Genomic DNA, 21,363 nt, shown 5'->3' with positions numbered 1-21,363 from the left:
TAAAGAGATGAAGACTTATGAAAGATAACCATCAATTACCTGAGTGGGATAAGACTCAGATCGAAGGTCAAAAGAAGATCAATCGTCGCATGACGATTCGGACGGCTGTTTTACTGGTTATTGTTGCTATTGTAATTGTTATTGCTATTGTTGTTTGGGCTTTTTCTGGTAACCAGAATTCTACCGGATCTAAACCGGCCGCTGATGCTTCGATGTCGCGGATCGAAAAATATGAAAAGCATCATTTTGCTGACAACAATGCTGCTACGATTGAACAGATCTCTCAAGCAAAGTCGACTAATGTTATGTTGATCAAAATTGCTAACGTGGATGTTTCCACTCACAGTAGTGCTTCTAATTCATTTAGCCAAATGACCGACGTTTTGCAATCAGTTGGCTCGTTTGATTTAGCTCGACACGGGGTTTTGTTTTATGACCAAGATCATAGCTACGCTTTGTACTTCAATCAAGCTAATATCCAGTCTATGAATCGAAATTATTCTGATTACATCGGTTCTGGTAATTATCAATCGTTATTCGATACGGCGAATGCTTACCAGATGGATCCTACTTTTAAAAATTCTAATTCAAAACTATCTCGGTTGGATGACTCCAAAACATCTCGGATCATCACTGAATCTTTTGAATAATAGTACTATCAAAAAAGCGATGACTGATTTTCAGTCATCGCTTTTTATTGGAAACGAGTTTCAGGAGATAGCTGAACATCTCCTTACACTCTCTTTTTTTCTTCGGAAACGAGTTCCAGGAGATAGCAGCCTCCGGTTTAGAAACTATCAGCGAGCACTGCTTCGCAGCACTCCAGAGCTGATAGTCCCTAAATCCTCAGCAGCTAAGTATCTCCTTCCACTCTCTTTTTTTATTTGTTTTCAATTTTTCTTAATACTTTGCAAGGACTCCCAACTGCTACGACATTATCCGGAATATCTTTGTTCACCACGCTGCCCGCGCCGATGACACTGTTTTTTCCGATCGTCACCCCTGCCATTACTGTCGTATTTGCTCCGATCCAGACATTTTCCTTCAAAGTTATTGGCGCACTAGTTCCAATGCCCTGCTCGACTCTTTCCTTAGCATCTAGCGAATGACCCGAACAAGCCAAAACTACTCCTGGAGCGATGAAAGCACCAGCACCAATGGTTATCGGTGATGTGTCTAACATAGTGCAATTATAATTTATCACGGCTAATCCTTTAAAATGAATATTAAATCCGTAGTCACAATGAAATGTCGGTTCAATGAAAGTTAAATCCGTACTCTCAGCGAACAAATCATTAATAATTTCTCGTTTTCTTTTTTCATTGCTAGGACGTAATTGATTGTATTCCCAACATAGGTCCTTAGCTTTAGCTTGCAAATCAGTCGGCATGTCGAACTGGCTAGAACGGTATGGTTGATCTGACTTCATAATTTTTAAAAAATCCATTTTACACCTCTGAACAATATTTTAATAAACTTACGTGATTTTTTAAAACGGATATTAACTTTTAAAAAAAAACGTGCATATATCTGTTACGATTAAATCAATCTAGAGCAACGCATGGGGGGATCATTTTGAAAAAAGCCAAAGTTTACGTCGGAGTGTTGATGATTTTAGTTTCAATCGTAATTTTGTTCCAGAATCGTCACTTGCTACTCCTTGGTTCAATTAATAATGTCGTCGCCTCTGAACTGATCATGGCCTTGGCTTACTTAGTATCTGCCATCATCTATATCATCACGAGAAATTTCCAGAGTATCGGTGGTGACATTGCCAGTGCAGCTGTATTAGGATTTTTCGGCATTGCTAGCTTCTTTCGGGTAAACGCCATGTTGAGTAACTTATCCATTTGGATCTGGCTGGGATTGTTGATCGCAATTACTTTCTTAGTTTGGCATATCCAGATCAACCAAACAGCTCAAAAGGATATTGCTAAAAAAGCAGAGATCAATCGTCCAATCCGTTCACGATACAAAATGCATCGTCATCGTTATTGATAGATTGTGAAAATCAACCAAATTCACAATGTTCAGACCATCTTGTGATGTGTCAATAATGTGGCAAGTGTTTCAAAAACTTGGAAAATTCACTCAAAATCGGAAAAATCAGTAGTAACAAAAAAGCTCTCCAACCATTGTCACACAACGGTTAGAGAGCTTTTGAATTATATACGTATTCAAGCTGAATACTTTCATTATGTCACAGGTGAGATTCGAACTCACGACCTACGGTTTAGAAGACCGTTGCTCTATCCAACTGAGCCACTGTGACATCACTTGTACTATTATAGAGAAATGTACCTTTAGATGTCAACGATTGATTTTAAAAAAAACGAATTTTTTTCAAAAATATTCATTGCATCTTTCGTGATCGAGCAGAATCCATGTTACTCTAGGAATTCAGCCACTTTTCTCTCTATTTCTGAGACGTAATTTTCCGTCTGAGAAATATTATACCAGTTTACGGACATTTGGTTACGAAAATATGTTAATTGTCGTTTAGCAAAATGTCGTGAGTTCTTTTTGATCTCATTCAGGCAATCTTCAAGTGATGACTTCCCTTCAAAATAAGGAAACAATTCTTTATACCCAATTCCATTTTTAGCTTGTGGAATATCATCTTGCCGATCAAAGGCAGTTTTGGCTTCATCCAATAAGCCCATATCGACCATCTTATCTACTCTTCGATTGATTCGATCATACAGGACTGGTCGATCATCGGTTAACCCAACAATATAAAAGTCAGCCAATGTGTCACCATTTTCTTGTTCGGTAATTGAGTGCCCACTACCTTTGAACACTTCAATTGCTCTGATTACCCGTCTAGGATTCTCCATATCGATTTTTTCAACGGCAGCAGGGTCAATCCTAGCTAATTCCTTTTGCAAGCCAGGAAGGCCTGATTCTTGCTCAATTTTCAAAACGGATGCTCGGATTTTTTCATCAGTATCCGAATCGCCACCTAAATCGAGATTTCTCAAAAGAGAATTGAGATAAAATCCTGTTCCACCAACGATAAATGGAATCTTCCCTTCAGATGTGATTTGTTTGATTGATTTTGTCGCGTTCGCTTGAAAATCTTTGACGGTATACCGCTGGTCAACATCGCAAATATCGACCAAGTGATGTTTGACTGCCCGTAATTCTTCCGGAGAATCCTTAGCAGTACCGATATCTAGGCCTCGATAAATTTGCATTGAATCACCAGAAATTATCTCGCCTGAAAAGCGTTGTGCCAATTTCATACCTAAATCACTTTTTCCGACCGCGGTTGGTCCAACAATTGCTATTACTTTTTCCAAGAAAATGCCCTCTCATGTAAAATATGGTTTATTATAGAAATTTTTAACAAAGTACGTCATAATGGAACTTGAAAGATTGGAGGAATTATTATGGCTAAAAAAGAAAAACGTTTCCGTTTCGTTAAAGGCTTCTTGTTTGGATCTTTAACTACTGCAACTGCAGTTTATGGCGCCTTACATGCTTTCAAGAAATCAGTCATCGAACCAGAAGATGCTGAAAACGAAAGAATCGAAGCTAACCGCCGTCGTGCTAACAGAAAAAGTCTACAAGCACATCAAGGCTAATCACAAATAAAATCAACTTTTAAAAATAACAGTCCTCGTGGCTGTTATTTTTTATATCTTGATCCACTCTTCTTCAGCAAATTTTTCCTGAGCATACTCATTGAGCTCAACGCCAAGACCGACACCTTGTGGCACGGTAATTTTTCCATGGTCGATTTCAAATTCACCATTAATTATATCTTTTTCATAGTAACGATTTGAAGCAGAAATATCACCAGGAAACTGAAAATAACCCAAACTCGCTAAAGCCAAATTAAAAGCTCGACCAATTCCAGTTTCCAACATACCACCACACCAAACTTGCAAACCATGATTGACCGCCAAGGCACTCAAAGCCAATGCATTACTGATCCCACCAACACGAGCCAGCTTCATATTAATAAATCCAGCAGAATGACGATTTATCACCTTCCAAACATCCTCACTATTAAAAATATTTTCATCCAAACAAAGAGGCGTATGAATCTGAGCCTGCAATTTAGCATGATCAATAAAATCCTTCTTACCCAAAGGCTGCTCGATCATGGCAAAATTCAAGCCATCAATATTTTTAAAGAATGACTTATCACGTAAATGAAATTGAGAATTACAGTCGATCATCATCAAAACATCCGGAAAATGAGCCCGGATCTCAGTCAGCATCTTAACCGAATAATGCCGATTAACCTTAAGCTTGATCCGAGAATACCCCAAATCAAGCTCCCGCTGCACAGCTTTGATCACCTCAGCAGCAGAGCCCTTGATCCCAATAGCCACACCAACAGCCACCGAGGAATCAGGCGCAGAAGAATCACCAACAGCCAACATCATCAACTTCTGAACTGAAACTCCATTACGCTTAGCGAACAAATCCCAAATAGCCATCTCAACAGCAGCCCGTGCCATATAAGGAGCATTAGTAGAATTAATAAAGCGAGCAAACTCAAAAGGAGTATCGTAAACCTTCGATCCCAAAAGAGGCATAATCCGAGAAGTAATACTAAAAACACACCGTCGTTGAGTCTCATCAATATAATTAGGAAACTCAAAAGCCTCAACCTCACCCAGCCCAACATTACCAAGCTCATCCTTCAAAGCAATAATATTAATAGGCCGATCACGATAAATAGCATCAGCAAAACGATAAGAATGCTTCAACTTAAAAGAAAACTGGTGAATCTTATAAGAAACAATTTGCATAAAAAAACTCCAATCCAAAAAAAAAAAAATATTTTCACCAAATAAAATCACAGAAGAACGACGCGATTTTCGGCGACAAAAGGAGCAAGAAAGAGCCAGAAAAAAGAAGAAACAAAATACCGACCGATGAAAAGAGAAAGATTCATCAACAAGATAGGAAGCAAAAAGAAGAAATCCCAGGACACCAACAAAAATCGGAAAAACACCCCGAACCACAGCAAGTTACCACAAAAAAACTAAGTACCGTATCCCACAAAAAAATCAGTTTATGACCACCCTAGGTTTTGCGGGGGGTGGAGGGAATTCGACCGTCAGCCATGAAATTTTACTTGGCAATTTATTGCCTAGTAAAAGGCCCAGCTGTGAGATGTCCGGGCGAACTTCCCGGATAGCTCAGAGTGGTGCCCATGGCGTTCCACAGTCGCAATTCCCGGAACCCCCCGCAAAACCGGCAGTGAACCTCAAACAATCAAAAAAAGAGACAATATCCATATACACCCATGAATAAAGTCTCTCCAAAAAAACATATAAATTACAGCTTAGTAGTCTTCTTAGTCTTACCAGTCCAGTCTGAAAAACGATCCTCTAACCATTTAACATCAGTGAAACCCCACTTATGAAGCTTACGAGCCGCACGGATACAAATGTTCTTACGTTCATCATAAAGATAAACTGGAAGATCTGGACGTAATTCACCCTCAACGTACTTCAGTTGTGAGTAAGGTAAATTTCTAGCACCTAAAATGTGTTTTGAATCGAAGTTATTCTTCTCACGCAAATCCACGATTTGTGCCTTTCTCATTGTGTTTTCAAACTCTTCTTGAGAAATCGAACCACCCATTTTACGACCTTGGTATCTCGTGTATAGCCATGATCCAATCGTATATAGGAAAACACCAATAACAATTATGTATAAAATCGCATTTACAACCTGCATCTAATAAATCCCTCTAATCAACTTTAATCAATGAAGCGGCTCCAATAACACCAGCTTCGTTACCCAAACTAGCTAATTTAAGTTCCGTTGAACTCTTGATCGTGGCAAATTCATTTTGACGCATTGCTGCATCAACTTTGTCTATTAGGAACTTACCAGCAGCAGAAACTCCACCACCGATAATAACGTACTTAGGATTCAATGAGTTAGCAATGTTTGCCAAAGCAAATCCTAATGATTCACAAACATAGTTAACTACGATCAATGCTAAGTCGTCGTCTTCTTTAGCTAGGTCAAAAACATCTTTAGCTGAAATATCTTGTCCATCATCAAGCATAGCCTTGAGTTGTGATGTTCCAGCGTATTCTGAAGCACGATCACGTGCAACACGTACAATACCTGTAGCTGAAGCAATTGTTTCAAGACAACCACGTTTGCCACAAGTACACATAAATCCATGAGGATCAACTGTAACGTGACCAATTTCACCGGCAGCACCGCCAGCACCGTGTAAGATATTACCGTTAGCGATAATACCGCCACCAACACCTGTACCTAATGTTACGAAAACAACATCATCAGCGTTATTACCTGCTCCCATCCATCTTTCTCCAAGAGCAGCTACGTTAGCATCGTTTTCGATAGTAACAGGAATGCCTGTGCCTTTTTCAATGTCGCGAACTGGGTGAACCGAGTTTTGCCAGTTCAAATTGTAAGCACCTTTGATAGTACCTTCTTCAAAGTTAATTGAACCAGGTGAACCTAAACCAATTCCTACGAATTGATCTGAATCCATTTCATACATGTCTAAGTGATGGTTGATCGAATCAATGATATCTGGAATGATCAATTGTCCATCAGAAAGAATATTAGTTTCGATACTCCATTTTTGTTGGATCTCACCTTTTGTAGTAAGGATCGCAAATTTAATAGTAGTACCGCCTAGGTCAACACCGATTAATTTTTTATCTGCCACTCGAATGTTCCTCTTCCTTTTTCTCTTCTTTTCTATGCTCAGCCTTTAAGACCATCGAAGCATCGATAAACGTCTGTTTATCTATCATTTCATTTTTGTAAATGTTTTTCAACTCAATTGACATTAGTTCGATATCCCACAACCGCTTACCTAAGTGGACGAAAGTACCGAACTTCTTCAATAATTGTTGAACGTCGTATAAAGTCCTAAAACTTCTTTTATTATCCATATACAACCATTCCTTTAGAATACATCCAGTATGACATAGCTAAACATGCCACAGCTGCAACGATTCTAATTATCATGTTTGGACGTTTGATACCTGGAAGACCAAAAGCAACTCCCAGCAAAAAGCCGCCGAGTGCGCCTCCAACGTGGCCCCAAATATCAACGCTCGTCATCGTAAAGTCCATTACTAAGTTTAACAGGATCAAGGCTAAAAACGTCTTGCCCATTTCACTCAAGAAATGATTCTCGCGATAAACGACCGCCAAGGCTAAAAACGCCGCAAACATTCCGAATAGTGATGTACTAGCACCGGCAGAAATCGAATTGGTTGCACCAAAAGCGAAACTTGCCAAGTTACCAGTAATCCCACTCAAAATAAAGATCACGAAGAAACGAACGTGTCCGATCAGGGGCTCTAAAATATTACCCACGAAGTACAATGTAACACCATTCATTAAAACGTGTAAGACACCAATATGTAAAAATATCGGTGTAATCAGTCTCCACCATTGCCCCTCTTGCACTAGATAATTAACCTTCGCACCAAACGAAAGCAAGGTCGAAACGCTAGTTGATCCACCAGCTAGTGATTCCATAAAAAACACTACGGCAATAAAAATTAATAATGCCCATGTTACAAAGGGTTGTTGACGTCTATATGACATTTATTTGTCCTCTGCTACTGAAATTATTTTATCGACTGGCTTATCCAGTGTAAAGACAGGCCAAGGTGCTTGTACAAAAAACTGTCTCGACAAAGCGAGTGAAACAGTCTTTGTTGCATATTGTTCCAAATACCGATCATAAAATCCAGAACCTGAACCTAAACGGTTCTTCCCTTCTTTTGAAAAGGCAATGCCTGGTACGATCAATAATTCTGGAGGATTCAAGGACTTAGTATCATCGATCGGTTCTTTGATCCCTAAAGAGTTAACTTCAGTATGACTTGAACTATCATAATGTACAAAAGTCATTGAATAATCACTGTATGTCTTAGGAACGTAGACGGCTTTTCCATCTTCCCAACATTTATTAATGATTGGGAAAGTTGGAATCTCGCTGTCGACACTCAAAGTTATTCCAACCGAACTAGCCGATTGAAAATCTGGATCAGAAAATAATTGTAAATACAGTTCATTGATTTCATGCTGAGCTTGATCGCTCTGCATGAACTTTTCAACTGTATCTAATTGTTGTTTCCGAAAACTAACTTTGTCCAAAAACTCCACCTCCAGTAAAAAAAAACAACAGGAATTATACCTGTTGTTTATTTTGTTTCGCGATGCAATGTAACTGTACGTTCGCGTGGGCAATACTTCTTAAGCTCTAAACGATCAGGACTGTTACGCTTGCTCTTGCTTGTTAGATATGTACGTTCATGGCATGAAGTACATTCCATTGTTATGTTTACTCTCATTACTGGAACATCCTTTCATATAATACTTAACTAAATTCAACTTAATTAATATAGCATTTTTTAGACTATTTTAAAAGAGTGAATTTATTATTTACTTTGACCAGTCATCTTATAGTAGTCCTCATAGATCTGATGTGCAACTAATTGAGGATAACTTCCGTTTTCTGATGTTAAGTTTGGAAAGACAATTGCTAAGGCAATATTAGGATCATCTGAAGGTCCATAAGATACCAAACTAGTAGTAATTGTTTCCGGTGGATCATCATTATCAGGGTTGTCTGGATCGTAGTAGAACGATTGAGCTGTTCCGGTCTTGGCAGACACTGATGGTGTAATATCTTTCAATCTAGTACCAGTTGTCCAACCATCTGAACCGTGGACAACGTTATACATACCAGTTTTAACGATCTTCAATTCGTCGTTAGTAAAGCCAACACGGTTCAAGACTTTAGGCTTAGTAACAGATTCAACGGCACCCTTTTTACCATCGTTTTGCGTCTTTTGAATCGAGTTAACGATGTAAGGTTGCATTCTATAACCACCGTTTGCGATCGTAGAAATATATTGAACCATTTCGATCAATGTATAAGCATCGTAGTTTCCGTAAGACAAATCCAGTGCCGAACCAGTCTTCAATTGACCAGTAGAAGTTCTATTAGAACCTTCAATACCAGTTGTTTCACCAGAAATATCGATACCAGTCTTAACACCTAAACCAAATTGCTTAAAGTAGCCACGCATAGTGTCAAAAATACCTGGATCAAGATGTAAAGCTGTATAAGGCTTGTATGTAGCCTTACCTTCTCTGATAGCCAAAGCCATCATGTACTCGTTAGAAGAAACTTCTAGCGCTTTAGCAGCCGACAAGGAGCTGAAAGTACCAATAGGATAAACTGATTTCTTGACCGCAGTACCTGGTAAGTAAATCGGTTGATCTGGCAAGGTGTTATTTTCAGGTGTGATGACACCATCCATGAATGCTCCCAATACGGTCGCACCCTTAACAGCAGAACCCATTACAAAGGTCCGGTTAATAACTCCCAGTGAATCTTCGGTCGTTTTACCAGTTTTGGGATTATTTCTAATACCAGCCATAGCTAAAATTGCACCAGTCTGAGGATTCATCGCAACTGCATATGCACCATCAGAATACTGAGTTATTCCTGCAGCCTTGGCTGAAGAGAATTGCGTATTCAAAGCACTTTGAACTTTCTTTTGGAAAGCTGAGTCAATCGTCAAATTAAGGTTTCCACCCTTTTGACCTTTGTAGATCTGCTTACTACTCTTGATCTGATTGTTTGAACCAATTTCAACTTGACGTTGACTCTTCGTACCAGCCAAGATCGATTCATAACTCTTCTCTAAGTAACTAGTACCAACACGGTCATTCCGTGAATAACCAGAAGCTAGCATTGTGTTCAACTCGTCATCAGGAATACCTTGTTGTTCGGTAGAAACCCCACCAATGATACTTGCAATAGATTTTCCTTCTGGATAGTTTCTATTCCAGTTCGTCCCAACGGAGATACCTGGTAATTCAGTCAAATGTTCACTAACTTGAGCAATTTCTTTGGATGTCAAGCCCTTGTCCTTCAAGAACACGGTCGATAACGAATATGCTGAACTCATTTTCTTAAAGGCGGTAGCTTTAGCCTCTTCCTTATTAGATAAATGAATTCCTTGCTCTTGAATGTATTTCACTTCGTTCGCGTAGACTTTGTTACTTGAATAGGCATTACCATCGGAGTCTTGTCGATAAGACTTAGGCATTTGTTTGGAAACTTTCTCCGATTTACCTGGAGCAGCCAAAATATAATCTGCCTTATCTCTTTCAGACAAGTCACCCTTTTTGATATTCACGTACTTCGTAAGACGATTAACAATTTGATAAATATCGCTTGATTTAACGCCGGAACTCTTCGTGTAAGTAATAGCACTCTCAGTTGAATTTCCGACTAACAAACGACCCTTAGAATCATAGATCATCCCACGAGGAACGTTTCCTTGCATGACAGTTTTATCTGTTCGTTCAACCTCTGCCGCAAATTTACCACCGTAAACGATCTGTAAATAAGCTAATTGACCCACTAAGAGGGCAAATAAAGCAAAGACAATAAAAAAGAGCAGGTTTAAACGAAAGGGAATAGTAGACTTCGCTTGACTACCTGTTCTTTTTCTAATTATTTCCAGTATTCTTTTCATAGGTTTCCCTTCAAAATACTAAATCTTATTCATTGGATTTAAAAATATAATTTGGACTATCAACTTTGGCATCATATTCGACATCTAAATCGTATCTTGCAAAAAACCAAGTATCATTATCGGTAATAAAATAAGTGATTCCATCTACTTCTGTACTTGCGACAGGAGCATCTGGGGATTCTTTTCTGAATGCGATCGAAAAGCCTTCATGGACCATAGTCTTTCCATAAACTTTTCCGTAAAATCTAATACCATCGCCTGGCTTTAGATCAACGTTATCTTCGTACCATTTTGCTGCTTCATCACTAATTTCAATTTTCATGTCTCTCACCTCATTGATTAAATAATAAACCACACAAAGTAAGCTTACCAGAAAACGTTTTCGTTAGGCAACATCTACGGCTTTAATTGTTAAAGTATAACTTCCAGCCGGAGTTTCAACAGTGACATCGTCACCCACATGTTTTCCGATCAACGCTTTAGCAATTGGAGAATTGTTTGAGATCTTACCGTTGTCAGGATCTGACTCAGCAGAACCAACAATAGTATATACTTCTGGTTCGTCATCGTCTTCTTGAACAGTAACTTTCTTACCAACAGAAACTTCGTCATGCGCAACATCGTCAGTATCAACAACATTGGCATATTGGATCATTTCTGTAACTTGTGAAATTCTTGATTCAACGACACTTTGTTCATCTTTAGCTGATGAGTATTCTGAGTTTTCGGATAAGTCACCAAAACCTCTAGCAATTTTAATACGGTTAATTACTTCTGGACGTTTAACTTTCTTTAAGTTCTCTAATTCTTCTTCAAGCTGCTTTTTACCTTCAGCTGTCATTGGATAGCTTTTTTCTGCCATTTTAATTCCTCCATAAATCAATAAATCAAAAATATTTGGAAATATAAGGTTTTCCGATCCTCGTATAATTTCAAAAGTCATCTAACCAAAATTGATTAGATGACAGTCTTGATTCTATATTCTACACTACTGGTCTAATGAATCATACCTATTTTGGTGAGAACTGAAGTTTGTTGAGTAAGTTACCTTACCAGTCTTCAAGTTGGCGAAGAAGTAGTAGTAACCCTTGTCTCTATCAGCAGGATTCAATGTAGCTTGAATTGATTCCAAACTTGGTGAGTTGAACGGACCAGGTCCGAATCCTTCGTTCTTGTATAGGTTATATGGTGATTTTACGCTAGTATCTTTGTTCGACAAACTCTTCTTGTGCGTGTTCAAAGCATACATTACCGAAATATCGGATTGCAATGGCATGTCGACATCTAGACGGTTGAAAAATACACCGGCGATCTTTTGACGATCCTTTTGAGTAACACCTTCACGTTCGACTAATGATGCTAACGTCAAAGTCTCTTGGACTGTCAAATTCTTCTCTTTGATCTGTGAGTAATAAGGTTGCATGACCGAATTAGTCTTATCAACCATTTGGTTAACGAGCTCTTTCAAGGTCATCCCTTTGTATACTCCATAAGTAGCTGGATATAAATATCCTTCTAAGTGATATCTAACACCCTTGCTTTCCATTGATGAAGTCAACAATTCAGGGTACTTATTCTCAAGTTTTTTCATGTATGTTTGATTCTTCATGAGGTCCAAAAAGTCTGACTTCTTGAAGTTAGTACTCTTAGCAATTTGATCACCGATTTGATCGATAGTAATACCTTCTTGAACTAATACTTTGTTCTTAGTATTACCGACCGGCTCAGCGCTAGCACCCTTTTGCAATTGGTTGACGATGTCACTCATGGACATTGATTGCTTGAAGGAATAGTAGCCCGCTTGGAAATCAGTGTAGTTGTGAGCTTTGATGTAGTAATTGAATACAGTTGCGCTCTTGATGATCTTGTCAGATTCCAAAGTCTTCGCAATATCTTTGCTGGAAGAACCTACAGGAATCTTGACCATAACATCTTGCTTGCTATTTGAATCGTAAGGTTGAAGTGAACTATTAACGTAATTGAAGCCAATGATCGCTACGACGACTGCCAAAACAGCAATCACACCAACGATCCAGTATGCGATATGGTTCGCAACTGACCGTTCTTTAGCGCGAGTCGATATTTTTTCTTCAGATTCACGTTTTAGTGCATCTTTTTTTTCATCTTTTTGGCTCAAGATGCAGCCTCCTGGTTTGATTTATTAAAATTATACCATTTAGTAAGCTCAATTATCTAACTTCAACATCAAATTGATCGATTAAACTATCTTTAATTTGAGTGAATGCTTTTTCAACAGTATCGTCTGTCAATGTATCATTAGGATTCTGGAAAATCAAATGATATCCGAGAGATTTGTGTCCAACATCGATATTGCTTCCTTGATAAACATCGAAAATATTCACGTCTTTCAAGTATTCTCCACCGTTGTTAAAGATATCCTTAACAATTTGACCACTGGCAATTTTTTTATCAACTAAGATAGCTAAATCACGATTGATGCTTGGATATTTTGGAGCTGATTGAGCTTTAACATTCTTTTTGGCTAGTGCTAATAATGAATCAACATTCAATTCGAAGACATAAGTGTCATCAACCGAACTGTTTGCTTGATATTCAGGATGAAGCTTACCTACAAATCCAACTGTTTTTTCATCAGCTGTGATTACTGCAGTTTGGCCTGGATGCAAATTTTGAATTTTTTCAGATGGTAAGAATTCGAAAGTCGCATCAACATTCAAGAATCCTAACAATTCTTCAATGATTGCTTTGATGTCGTAAAAGTCCACTGCCTTGGCATTTGTGTTCCAAGTATCTGCACCGAGATTTCCAGCTAAGGCACCAGCGATGTATTCAACTTCTTTCGGACGATCATTGCCTTCTTCGCGGTCAAAAATCCGACCTTGTTCAAAAATTGCAATATCGGTTGTCTTACGAGCCTTATTATAAGCAATTGTCTTGATCAATCCAGGAATCAAACTAGTCCGAAGATATTCATGGTCTTCTGTCATTGGATGAAGTACTCGAGTGTACTCAGAATCGATTGTATTGAAGTCGGTTGCTTCTTTCTTGCTTACTAAACCGAAAGTGATGGTTTCATCCATGCCTTCACTTAGTAAGACATTTTTTAATTTGTTGATGAACTCACGTTGTGGAGTGTAACCACCATTAGTCTCATTACCAGATGGCAAAGTACCCTTGAGGTTTTCATATCCATAAATACGCATGATCTCTTCGATCAAATCAGCTTCAATAGTCATATCCCAGCGACGTGATGGGATCGTAACTGTTAATTCGTCACCGTTTTCTTCAGTAGTAAAACCAAGACGATCCAATATCTTGATCATTTCTTGATCCGACAAAGTAATTCCCATCAAACGGTTAACGTGTTCAATTGAAGCCTTGATGATTGTTGGTTTAGCAGGAGTTTCTTTTCCAACTAAAATTTGTGAGATAGATTTTACATCAGTAATATCATTGATCAATTCGACCACACGGTTCAATGAAATTTCCACTGCCCCGTTGTCGACACCTTTTTCAAATCTGTTTGAGGCATCCCCACGTAAGTCGTGACGTTGAGCTGCTTTTCTGACAGAAGTACCATCGAAAACGGCACTCTCGATCAAGATATTCTTTGTTTCATTAGTTACGACTGCTTTTTGACCTTGAGTAACACCGGCTAAACCGATCGTGTCATTACCTGAGTTGATAACTAAATCATCGTGGTTCAAATCTTTCGTGATCTTGTCATCTAAAACTAATTTAGAAGCGTCAGTGGCCATCTCGACTGTGACAGCTTTGTCAGTCAATTTATCAAGATCGTAAATTTGCACTGGTTCACCTAATTCGATCATGACGTAATTTGCAGCATCCACGATGTTGTTGACTGGTTGAATACCTTGGTTCCACAATCTTCTTTGCATCCAGAGTGGACTTTCAGCAACTTTAACTCCACTAACTGTTCGAGCTAAGTAGTCAGTCACTAGATTATCAGCTTTGATGTTGATAGTTACATCATTAACTGATTCAACCTTTGAATCATCAATTTTAGGGTCAGTGAAAGCTGGTTTTTTATCATAAGTAGCACCAATTTCCCAAGCAGCTCCACGCATACCTAAAGTATCGGCACGGTTAGGTGTGATGTCTAGATCGACCATTTCATCATTCAAGCCTAATAATTCTTTAGCATCTGCTCCTGGCTTTTCAGCTGCAGGAAAGACGTAAATACCTTTTTGATAAGCAGTTGGTACGAGGCTTTCTTTAACGCCTAACTCATCCAAGCCACAGATCATACCATTTGAAACTTGACCTCTGATCTCGCCTTTTTTAATTTTTTTGCCAGCAGGCAGATCAGCACCGTCAAGAGCGACGATCACGTATTGATCAGCTGCCACATTAGGAGCTCCACAGACGATTTGTACATCTTCAGCTTCGCCAATATCAACTTGGCAAAGGTTCAAATGATCTGAATCTGGATGCGGTTTAATACTATTAATGTGTCCTACGACTAATTTTGATAAATCAGTTCCTAATTTAACTGGAGCTGATTCAATTCCTGTCAATGAAACCTTGTTAGCAATTTCTTCAACAGAATGTTCAACTGGCAAATATTCTTTTAGCCAATTCATTGATATTTTCATGCTAGTTTACTCCTTTGAATTGTTCTAAGAATCTGATGTCATTAGTGTAGAAATCACGAATATCATCAATACCGTATTTCAACATTGCGAATCTCTCAGGTCCAAGTCCAAATGCGAATGCACTGTATTTCGTATGATCAATGCCAGACATTTCCAAAACATTAGGATGTGTCAAGCCGGCACCTAGTACTTCGATCCAACCAGTGTATTTACAAATCCGGCAGCCTTCCCCACCACAATTGAAGCAAGAAACGTCAACTTCAACAGATGGTTCGGTAAATGGGAAGAAACTAGGTCTAAATCTGATTTCACGATCAGGACCAAAGACATGGCGACATAAAGCTTCCAAAGTACCCTTCAAATCAGCCATACTAATATTCTTATCAACGACTAATCCTTCAAGTTGGTGGAATTGATGTGAATGAGTAGCATCATCATCATCACGACGGTAAACGATACCTGGTGAGATCATCTTCAAAGGACCCTTTGAAAAATCATGAGCATCCATATCACGACCTTCTTGAGCAGAAGTCTGAGTCCGCATCAACAATTCATTAGTAATATAAAAAGTATCTTGCATATCACGAGCAGGATGGTCCTTAGGAATATTCAAGCGTTCAAAGTTATAGTGATCTTCTTCCACTTCATAACCAGGGGCAACTTCATAACCTAAGCCAATGAAAAATTGTTCAATGTCTTCGATAGTTTGGTTCAAAATATGCTTCGTACCGATCTTGTGACCTTGAGCAGGCAAAGTAACATCCAAAGTCTCTTCTTGCAGCTTTTGAGCAATGATCCGTTGATTAACCTCTTGGATACGAGCCTCAATAGCCTCTTGAATATCTTTTTTAACATTATTAGCCAAAGTACCGATCTCAGGACGTTCTTCCTTAGGAACATCCTTCATACCACGCAAAGCCTGCGTAATAGGTCCTTTTTTACCAAGCAATTTAACACGCAGATCATTCAAATCTTTCAAATGTTCAGCACGTTTAGCATCATCAATTCCGCTCTCGCGCAATTCCTTTAACTTATCATTTAATGACATATTGTCCTCCTAAATTAGTGCATAAAAAAAGTCCTCTCCCAAAAAAAGGGACGAGGACTCGCGGTACCACCCTAGTTCACACAAAAAGTGTGCACTCATTAAAAGTTATAAAGTAACTCAACCAAAAGACTCCAAAAGTGAATTCCTCGAACAAACAATCAAGCCGATCTCAGCAAATGGCTCTCCCTGTCATCGTTCAAAACGAGTACTATTTTTCTTCAACATCTTCAAAAAAACATATTTATGTAAAAACACATTTATTTCATGACATCATTATACAAGTTAGGTTAAAAAAAGCAAGACACCAGCCAATCACTTCGATTCCCCTGAGAAAAAATCGAATCCAGTCTCACAGCGGAGCTGGTACCAAAGGGACCAGCCAGCAAACAGAGCAAAAAAGAAGGATGATCCAAAAAAATCGAAACCCAAAATAAACATCCAAGTTTGGCAACCAACCTCACAGCCGATGAAACCCACAAAATAAATGGACAAGATAGATAGATCAATCAAAAATAAAAAAGGCAGAGAAAAAAGCAAAGCACCTAATCCCCACACTGCAAGTCAGCAAAAAAAAGATAAACACCGTAACCCCACCAATAAACAGTTTTAATCTACCTTAGGTTCTGCGGGGGTGGAGGGAATTCGACCGTCAGCCATGAAATTTCACTTGGCAATTTATTGCCTAGTGAAAGACCCAGCTTTGAACCAATCGAGCGGTCTTCTCGATTGGTTCAAAGTGGCTTCCATGGCGTTCCGCGGTCGAAATTCCCGGAACCCCCGCAGAACCGGGAACAAACCACAACCTAAATCTTAAGACCGTACATTAAAACTCCCGCCGCCACAGCAACATTTAACGACTCGGCTTTTCCCAACAAAGGTATATAAATATTTTGATCCGTCAAAGCCAAGGTATCAGCATCCAAACCATGAGCTTCATTACCCATGATCAATGCAAAATTATCGACCTTATCCAAAGTATTATAAGGGACAGCTTGGTCGTTAACTTCAGAACCATAAACCGTTAACCCGGCGTCTTTTGCCGCACTAATTGCTTGTCCCAAGTCCAAACGATAAATCGGCAAGTGGAATTGACTACCTTGCATCGATCTTTGCACCTTAGGTTGATAAATATCAGCTGTATCCAAACTAGTAATAACACCATCATAACCTGCAGCATCAGCCGTTCTGATAATAGTCCCCACATTTCCAGGATCTTGAACATTAGCTAAGATCACCCATTGGCCACTTAATTCAGGTAATTCCGTTGGTTGATCGATCTTAATGACCGCAAAGATTCCTTGTGGGCTCTTAGTCTCAGACAATGATTGAGCAATATCATCGGAGATAATAATGGCATCATCGTAATACTTTTTGATGATCCGATTATCTTGGTGGTTTTCAGTTGCTAAGACCTTGACGATGTTTTGACCGTTGTCGTCAGCTTCTTGAACTAAATGAAAACCTTCGATCAAATAAGTCCCTGTTTTTTTGATCTCTTTAGTTTTATTTAACTTGTTTATTTGCTTGATTTCTTCGTTTTTCTTGGATTCAATATATTTCATAAAATTCTTCCTTCTTGATTTATACTAATAGAGTAACATATTCACGAATTGGAGTGATATCGATGAAACATCTAACATTACAAGTCTACGGCTTAGTTCAAGGCGTTGGCTTTCGTTGGTCGACGGTCCAAGTCGCAATGGATTGTGAAGTAAACGGTACGGTAGAAAATGAACCCGATGGCTCCGTTAAAATCGAAGCTGAAGGTGATGAAATGAAACTGTACGCTTTTTTAACAAAAATCAGACAATCACCTTCCCCATTTGCTCAAGTCAAAAACGTTGACTATTCCTTTTCTGACAACCTAAAGAATTATAAAAAGTTTCGCGTCATTGGTTGAATACCTATATTACTTAACGTATATTGTTTATATGCTTTTTAAAAGGTGGTTTACAATTGAATAAGAAAATATTGAAGTACATATCTGCTTTATCATTAGTCGTGATATTTGCAGTTGTTCTTTCTGGTTGTGCCCAAAGTGGGGTCCAACATGCTCCAACTAGCGGACCATACGCCTTCATCTACAAGATTTTAGGTGTACCCTTCCAGAACTTGATCATGTGGACAGCTAACGCCCTCGGTGGTAAAGCTGCTTATGCTTGGGGTATCATGATTATTTCCTTCGTCGTAAGACTATTGTTGCTTCCACTATCATTGAACCAACAATACAAATCGACTGCTCAACAAGAAAAGATGCGTGCTATTCAACCGCAACTTAAATTGATCCAAGACAAGCAAAAACAAGCCAAGGATCCCGAAACACAACAAAAAATCGGTCAACTCATGATGGAAGTTTACAAACAAAATAACATCAGTTTGACTGGTGGTATCGGCTGCTTGCCATTATTACTACAAATGCCGATCTTGATTGCCATTTATCAAGCCGTGCAATATTCAAAAGAAATCGGTGTTGCCAGCTTCTTAAATATCCCACTTGGAAAACCAAGTTTGGTGATTGCAATCGTGGCTACTTTATTCTATGTAGTTCAATCATGGCTTTCATTGCAAGTTGTTCCCCAAGAACAAAGAAAACAAATGTCATCAATGTTGTTGATGAACCCATTGATCACATTCTTCATTTCAATGATCTCATCAGCTGCTTTGGCACTTTACTTCTTAGTCGGTGGTATCGTCTTGTTGATCCAACAATTGATCACAAACTATATCATTACTCCTAAAATCAGAAAACAAGCTGACGAAAACTTGAAGCAAAATCCTGTCAAAACTGTGGTAACTGAAGAATCGATCAATAAATTACTACAAGTCTCAGGAAACAGCTCATCAAGTAGCAATGATGATGGTGACGACAGTCATACAGATCTACACAAGAACATCCGTGAATTAAACAAAGGTAAGCAAAACAAGCCTAAAAATAAAGATTAATTTACAAGTACCAATAGAACTCACAAATTTTGTGAGTTCTATTTTTTTGGTCAAAAAAAGACTAGATCAAAAATCTGATCTAGTCGCTACTTTTTGAATCACTGTCAATCGTTTCACTAACGATTGGTAATTCGACTCGGAAAACCGTTCCCGAACCTAAGACACTTTCAACTGTTATCGTTCCCTTGTATACTTCGATCAATCGTTTGGCAATAGATAGTCCTAAACCGTTCCCTCCCCGTTTTCTAGAACGAGCTTTGTCAACTCTGTAGAAACGGTTGAAAACTTGTTTAAGGTCCTTTTTATTGATACCTACACCATAGTCTTGAACTACAAACTCTAACAGTGCTTCGTTAGTCGAAGCGGATAAATTAATTTCTTTACGATCACCAGAATATTTAAAGGCATTATCTAATAAGATCACCAATACTTGTTCTAAGTGATTACGATAAATTTTAACTTTACTATTTGCTTGAATATCATCATCAAAGTTTACGACAAAGTCAGGATGAAGCATCTTAAAATCATTGTAAACTTGTGTAAACAACGGTTTGACCTCGGTCTCTTGGTCAAGATACTCACTATCGATCTGTTCGACCCTAGTCAGATCAAGCATTTCTTGGATCAACGATTGCATCCGCTTTAACTCTTGTAAAGAAGAGTTGATCGAGTCGTTTAAAACCTCAGGATCATCTTTACCCCAGCGTTGGAGCATGCTTAAATGACCTTCCAAGACAGCTACTGGAGTCCGTAGTTCATGTGATACATCTTCCACGAATTCTTTTTGCTGGTTGGTATAGGCTTGCATTCGGTCTAACATTTTATTGATGTTGATAGTTAAATCATAGATCTCGTCATTACGTTTCTTTAATTTGATACGCGAATCGGAATCTGGTTTCTTATTCAAGTCATCAATTGTCTTATTAATGACCTTGATATTGTTCAAAACAAATGTCACGGCAAAAAAGCTCAAAGCAATAGCTATGACCAGAACAAAAACCCCGACCCAGATCAACTTAACCAAAAAATCATGGACAACAGCAGAACTAGCTACTGAATCCACGGTATTAAAGGCAATGTAAGCAACGATCAAATACGCGGCTAAAATTACTAAGGTAATCAGAAAAGTCCATTTTATTCTGATCGATATTCTCATCGTCTCATCACGTAACCTTTACCACGTACAGTTGAGATATAACTTGGTGCTCCGCCGCGATCGATCTTGTTACGTAAGTACTTGATGTAAACATCGACAACGTTAGTTTCAGTACTTGAACCAGTCCCCCAGACACGTTCAAGTAAATCATCACGTCCCAAGACAGTTCCAACATTTTCCATCAAAGCACTAAGTAAGTCATATTCTCTTCTAGTTAAATCAATAACTTCACCATTACGTTTAAGTGTTTGTGTAGTCTTATCAATAACCAAGTTCTTATACTTCAACACTTGATCATTATTACGAGTAACATCGATATCAAGATCAATACGTCTCAACAAAGCCCGGATACGTGCCAATAATTCCTCGATGGCAAATGGTTTAACAATATAATCGTCAGCACCATGATCCAAGCCAGAAACTCGATCAATAATCGAGTCGCGAGCAGTCATCATAATAATCGGTGTATTCTTCTCTTGTCGAACTCGACGGCATACTTCGATACCATTTAGTTCAGGCAGCATCAAATCAAGCAGGATCAAATCCCAATCCTCGTTCAACGCCTCATCGAGACCGGTACGGCCATCTGTAGCAACCTTAACTTCATAATTCTCATGTTGAAGTTCAAGTTGAACAAATTTTGCCATATTCTCTTCATCTTCAATAACTAATATCTTAGCCATACTAACTCTCCCGTATATTAAACAAAATTTAATCATTCTTAATTATTAAACGTTTTCTTACCTTTTGCAAGGCAATGCATTAAAGATTTTAACACATTGGAATTATTAAAAATAGCAAAAATTAGAAAATTTCAAAAAATCAAAGCCCCCAAAAGCAAAAACTGCAGAAAAAACCCTTAAATAACAAAAAACTTCCAAAAAAATAATTAACCAAACAAAAATAGAATTAAAAAATAAAAAAGTGAAAAACAAAAAAACAGTCCAAAGAAAAAACAAAAAAACTTCACCTAATCCAACATCTGAATCCCCCAAAAAATAAATGAGAAAAAAGCAAACAACTTTTAATATTCTCGAGAAAAAAATCATTCCCTTTATACCAAACTAACAAATAAAATCCATAATGAACTTC

At 38.4% G+C, this 21,363-nt stretch carries 23 protein-coding genes and 1 tRNA gene; 5 read left to right on the top strand and 19 right to left on the bottom strand.

Annotation, left to right across the window (positions count from 1 at the left end):
- Positions 1-17 precede the first annotated feature (17 nt).
- Entirely contained in the window at positions 18-650 is a 633-nt protein-coding gene (locus EKM69_RS06185) for a hypothetical protein (RefSeq protein ID WP_125709221.1), read from the top strand.
- A 230-nt stretch (positions 651-880) separates the two neighbouring features.
- Here EKM69_RS06185 and EKM69_RS06180 read toward each other — a convergent pair whose 3' ends face one another.
- Positions 881-1,447 (bottom strand): sugar O-acetyltransferase, encoded by a 567-nt coding sequence (locus EKM69_RS06180; RefSeq protein ID WP_125709219.1) that lies wholly within the window; start codon positions 1,445-1,447, stop codon positions 881-883.
- Between the two features lie 128 nt (positions 1,448-1,575).
- On the opposite strand from EKM69_RS06180, the gene EKM69_RS06175 reads away from it, so the two are divergent.
- Positions 1,576-1,998: a hypothetical protein gene (locus tag EKM69_RS06175; RefSeq protein WP_125709217.1), complete on the top strand. Its 423-nt coding sequence runs from the start codon at positions 1,576-1,578 to the stop codon at positions 1,996-1,998.
- 200 nt (positions 1,999-2,198) lie between these two features.
- Here EKM69_RS06175 and EKM69_RS06170 read toward each other — a convergent pair.
- Together EKM69_RS06170 and miaA are read right to left on the bottom strand one after the other, a co-directional pair.
- Positions 2,199-2,272 (bottom strand) — tRNA-Arg (locus tag EKM69_RS06170).
- Positions 2,273-2,387: 115 nt separating this feature from the next.
- On the bottom strand, positions 2,388-3,302 hold the full coding sequence (miaA, locus tag EKM69_RS06165) for a tRNA (adenosine(37)-N6)-dimethylallyltransferase MiaA (protein WP_125709215.1): 915 nt from the start codon (positions 3,300-3,302) through the stop codon (positions 2,388-2,390).
- A 90-nt stretch (positions 3,303-3,392) separates the two neighbouring features.
- On the opposite strand from miaA, the gene EKM69_RS06160 reads away from it, so the two are divergent.
- Positions 3,393-3,587 carry a DUF3042 family protein gene (locus EKM69_RS06160; RefSeq protein ID WP_010623690.1) on the top strand — a complete coding sequence of 65 codons (195 nt, stop codon included), beginning with the start codon at positions 3,393-3,395 and terminating at the stop codon, positions 3,585-3,587.
- Positions 3,588-3,638: 51 nt separating this feature from the next.
- On the opposite strand, the gene menC is transcribed toward EKM69_RS06160, so the two are convergent.
- The 14 genes from menC to EKM69_RS06090 all read right to left on the bottom strand — a co-directional run bounded on the left by menC (position 3,639) and on the right by EKM69_RS06090 (position 17,734).
- A complete protein-coding gene (gene menC, locus EKM69_RS06155) occupies positions 3,639-4,766 on the bottom strand; it encodes an o-succinylbenzoate synthase (protein WP_125709213.1) in 1,128 nt (375 codons plus the stop codon).
- A gap of 532 nt (positions 4,767-5,298) precedes the next feature.
- A complete protein-coding gene (locus EKM69_RS06150; protein WP_125709211.1) occupies positions 5,299-5,703 on the bottom strand; it encodes a rhodanese-like domain-containing protein in 405 nt (134 codons plus the stop codon).
- 13 nt (positions 5,704-5,716) lie between these two features.
- The gene (locus tag EKM69_RS06145; RefSeq protein WP_125709209.1) at positions 5,717-6,679 is read right to left on the bottom strand and encodes an ROK family glucokinase; all 963 of its coding nucleotides are present in this window, start codon (positions 6,677-6,679) and stop codon (positions 5,717-5,719) included.
- Entirely contained in the window at positions 6,669-6,908 is a 240-nt protein-coding gene (locus tag EKM69_RS06140; protein WP_125709207.1) for a YqgQ family protein, read from the bottom strand. Before EKM69_RS06140 ends, EKM69_RS06145 begins: the two co-directional genes overlap by 11 nt.
- On the bottom strand, positions 6,901-7,572 hold the full coding sequence (locus tag EKM69_RS06135) for a rhomboid family intramembrane serine protease (RefSeq protein WP_125709205.1): 672 nt from the start codon (positions 7,570-7,572) through the stop codon (positions 6,901-6,903). The genes EKM69_RS06140 and EKM69_RS06135 overlap by 8 nt, the downstream gene beginning before the upstream one ends.
- Positions 7,573-8,127 (bottom strand): 5-formyltetrahydrofolate cyclo-ligase, encoded by a 555-nt coding sequence (locus EKM69_RS06130; RefSeq protein ID WP_125709202.1) that lies wholly within the window; start codon positions 8,125-8,127, stop codon positions 7,573-7,575.
- 47 nt (positions 8,128-8,174) lie between these two features.
- Positions 8,175-8,324, bottom strand: a complete 150-nt coding sequence (rpmG, locus tag EKM69_RS06125; protein ID WP_010623697.1) for a 50S ribosomal protein L33 — start codon at positions 8,322-8,324, stop codon at positions 8,175-8,177.
- Positions 8,325-8,411: 87 nt separating this feature from the next.
- Entirely contained in the window at positions 8,412-10,526 is a 2,115-nt protein-coding gene (locus tag EKM69_RS06120) for a peptidoglycan D,D-transpeptidase FtsI family protein (RefSeq protein WP_125709200.1), read from the bottom strand.
- Between the two features lie 25 nt (positions 10,527-10,551).
- On the bottom strand, positions 10,552-10,848 hold the full coding sequence (locus tag EKM69_RS06115; RefSeq protein ID WP_125709198.1) for a HesB/YadR/YfhF family protein: 297 nt from the start codon (positions 10,846-10,848) through the stop codon (positions 10,552-10,554).
- Positions 10,849-10,911: 63 nt separating this feature from the next.
- Positions 10,912-11,388, bottom strand: coding sequence for a transcription elongation factor GreA (gene greA / locus EKM69_RS06110; protein ID WP_125709196.1), 477 nt, complete (start codon positions 11,386-11,388; stop codon positions 10,912-10,914).
- Positions 11,389-11,514: 126 nt separating this feature from the next.
- Positions 11,515-12,663: an endolytic transglycosylase MltG gene (mltG, locus tag EKM69_RS06105; RefSeq protein ID WP_404825403.1), complete on the bottom strand. Its 1,149-nt coding sequence runs from the start codon at positions 12,661-12,663 to the stop codon at positions 11,515-11,517.
- A 52-nt stretch (positions 12,664-12,715) separates the two neighbouring features.
- Positions 12,716-15,124 (bottom strand): phenylalanine--tRNA ligase subunit beta, encoded by a 2,409-nt coding sequence (pheT, locus tag EKM69_RS06100; protein ID WP_125709192.1) that lies wholly within the window; start codon positions 15,122-15,124, stop codon positions 12,716-12,718.
- A gap of 1 nt (position 15,125) precedes the next feature.
- Positions 15,126-16,172 (bottom strand): phenylalanine--tRNA ligase subunit alpha, encoded by a 1,047-nt coding sequence (gene pheS, locus EKM69_RS06095; protein WP_125709190.1) that lies wholly within the window; start codon positions 16,170-16,172, stop codon positions 15,126-15,128.
- An 803-nt stretch (positions 16,173-16,975) separates the two neighbouring features.
- Complete coding sequence (locus EKM69_RS06090; RefSeq protein ID WP_125709188.1) at positions 16,976-17,734, bottom strand: TrmH family RNA methyltransferase; 759 nt, start codon at positions 17,732-17,734, stop codon at positions 16,976-16,978.
- A 62-nt stretch (positions 17,735-17,796) separates the two neighbouring features.
- Here EKM69_RS06090 and EKM69_RS06085 point away from each other — a divergent pair, with 62 nt between their 5' ends.
- Together EKM69_RS06085 and yidC are read left to right on the top strand one after the other, a co-directional pair.
- Positions 17,797-18,072 carry an acylphosphatase gene (locus EKM69_RS06085; protein ID WP_125709186.1) on the top strand — a complete coding sequence of 92 codons (276 nt, stop codon included), beginning with the start codon at positions 17,797-17,799 and terminating at the stop codon, positions 18,070-18,072.
- Between the two features lie 56 nt (positions 18,073-18,128).
- Complete coding sequence (gene yidC / locus EKM69_RS06080; protein ID WP_125709184.1) at positions 18,129-19,115, top strand: membrane protein insertase YidC; 987 nt, start codon at positions 18,129-18,131, stop codon at positions 19,113-19,115.
- 79 nt (positions 19,116-19,194) lie between these two features.
- Here yidC and EKM69_RS06075 read toward each other — a convergent pair whose 3' ends face one another.
- Both EKM69_RS06075 and EKM69_RS06070 read right to left on the bottom strand, forming a co-directional pair.
- A complete protein-coding gene (locus EKM69_RS06075) occupies positions 19,195-20,271 on the bottom strand; it encodes a sensor histidine kinase (RefSeq protein ID WP_125709182.1) in 1,077 nt (358 codons plus the stop codon).
- A complete protein-coding gene (locus tag EKM69_RS06070) occupies positions 20,268-20,954 on the bottom strand; it encodes a response regulator transcription factor (protein ID WP_125709180.1) in 687 nt (228 codons plus the stop codon). The genes EKM69_RS06075 and EKM69_RS06070 overlap by 4 nt, the downstream gene beginning before the upstream one ends.
- Between the last annotated feature and the right edge of the window lie 409 nt (positions 20,955-21,363).

The sequence above is a fragment of the Companilactobacillus zhongbaensis genome (assembly GCF_003946515.1).
Classification (GTDB): domain Bacteria; phylum Bacillota; class Bacilli; order Lactobacillales; family Lactobacillaceae; genus Companilactobacillus; species Companilactobacillus zhongbaensis.
Note: the sequence above shows the minus strand (reverse complement) of the source record. Positions and strands in the feature narration are given on the sequence as shown.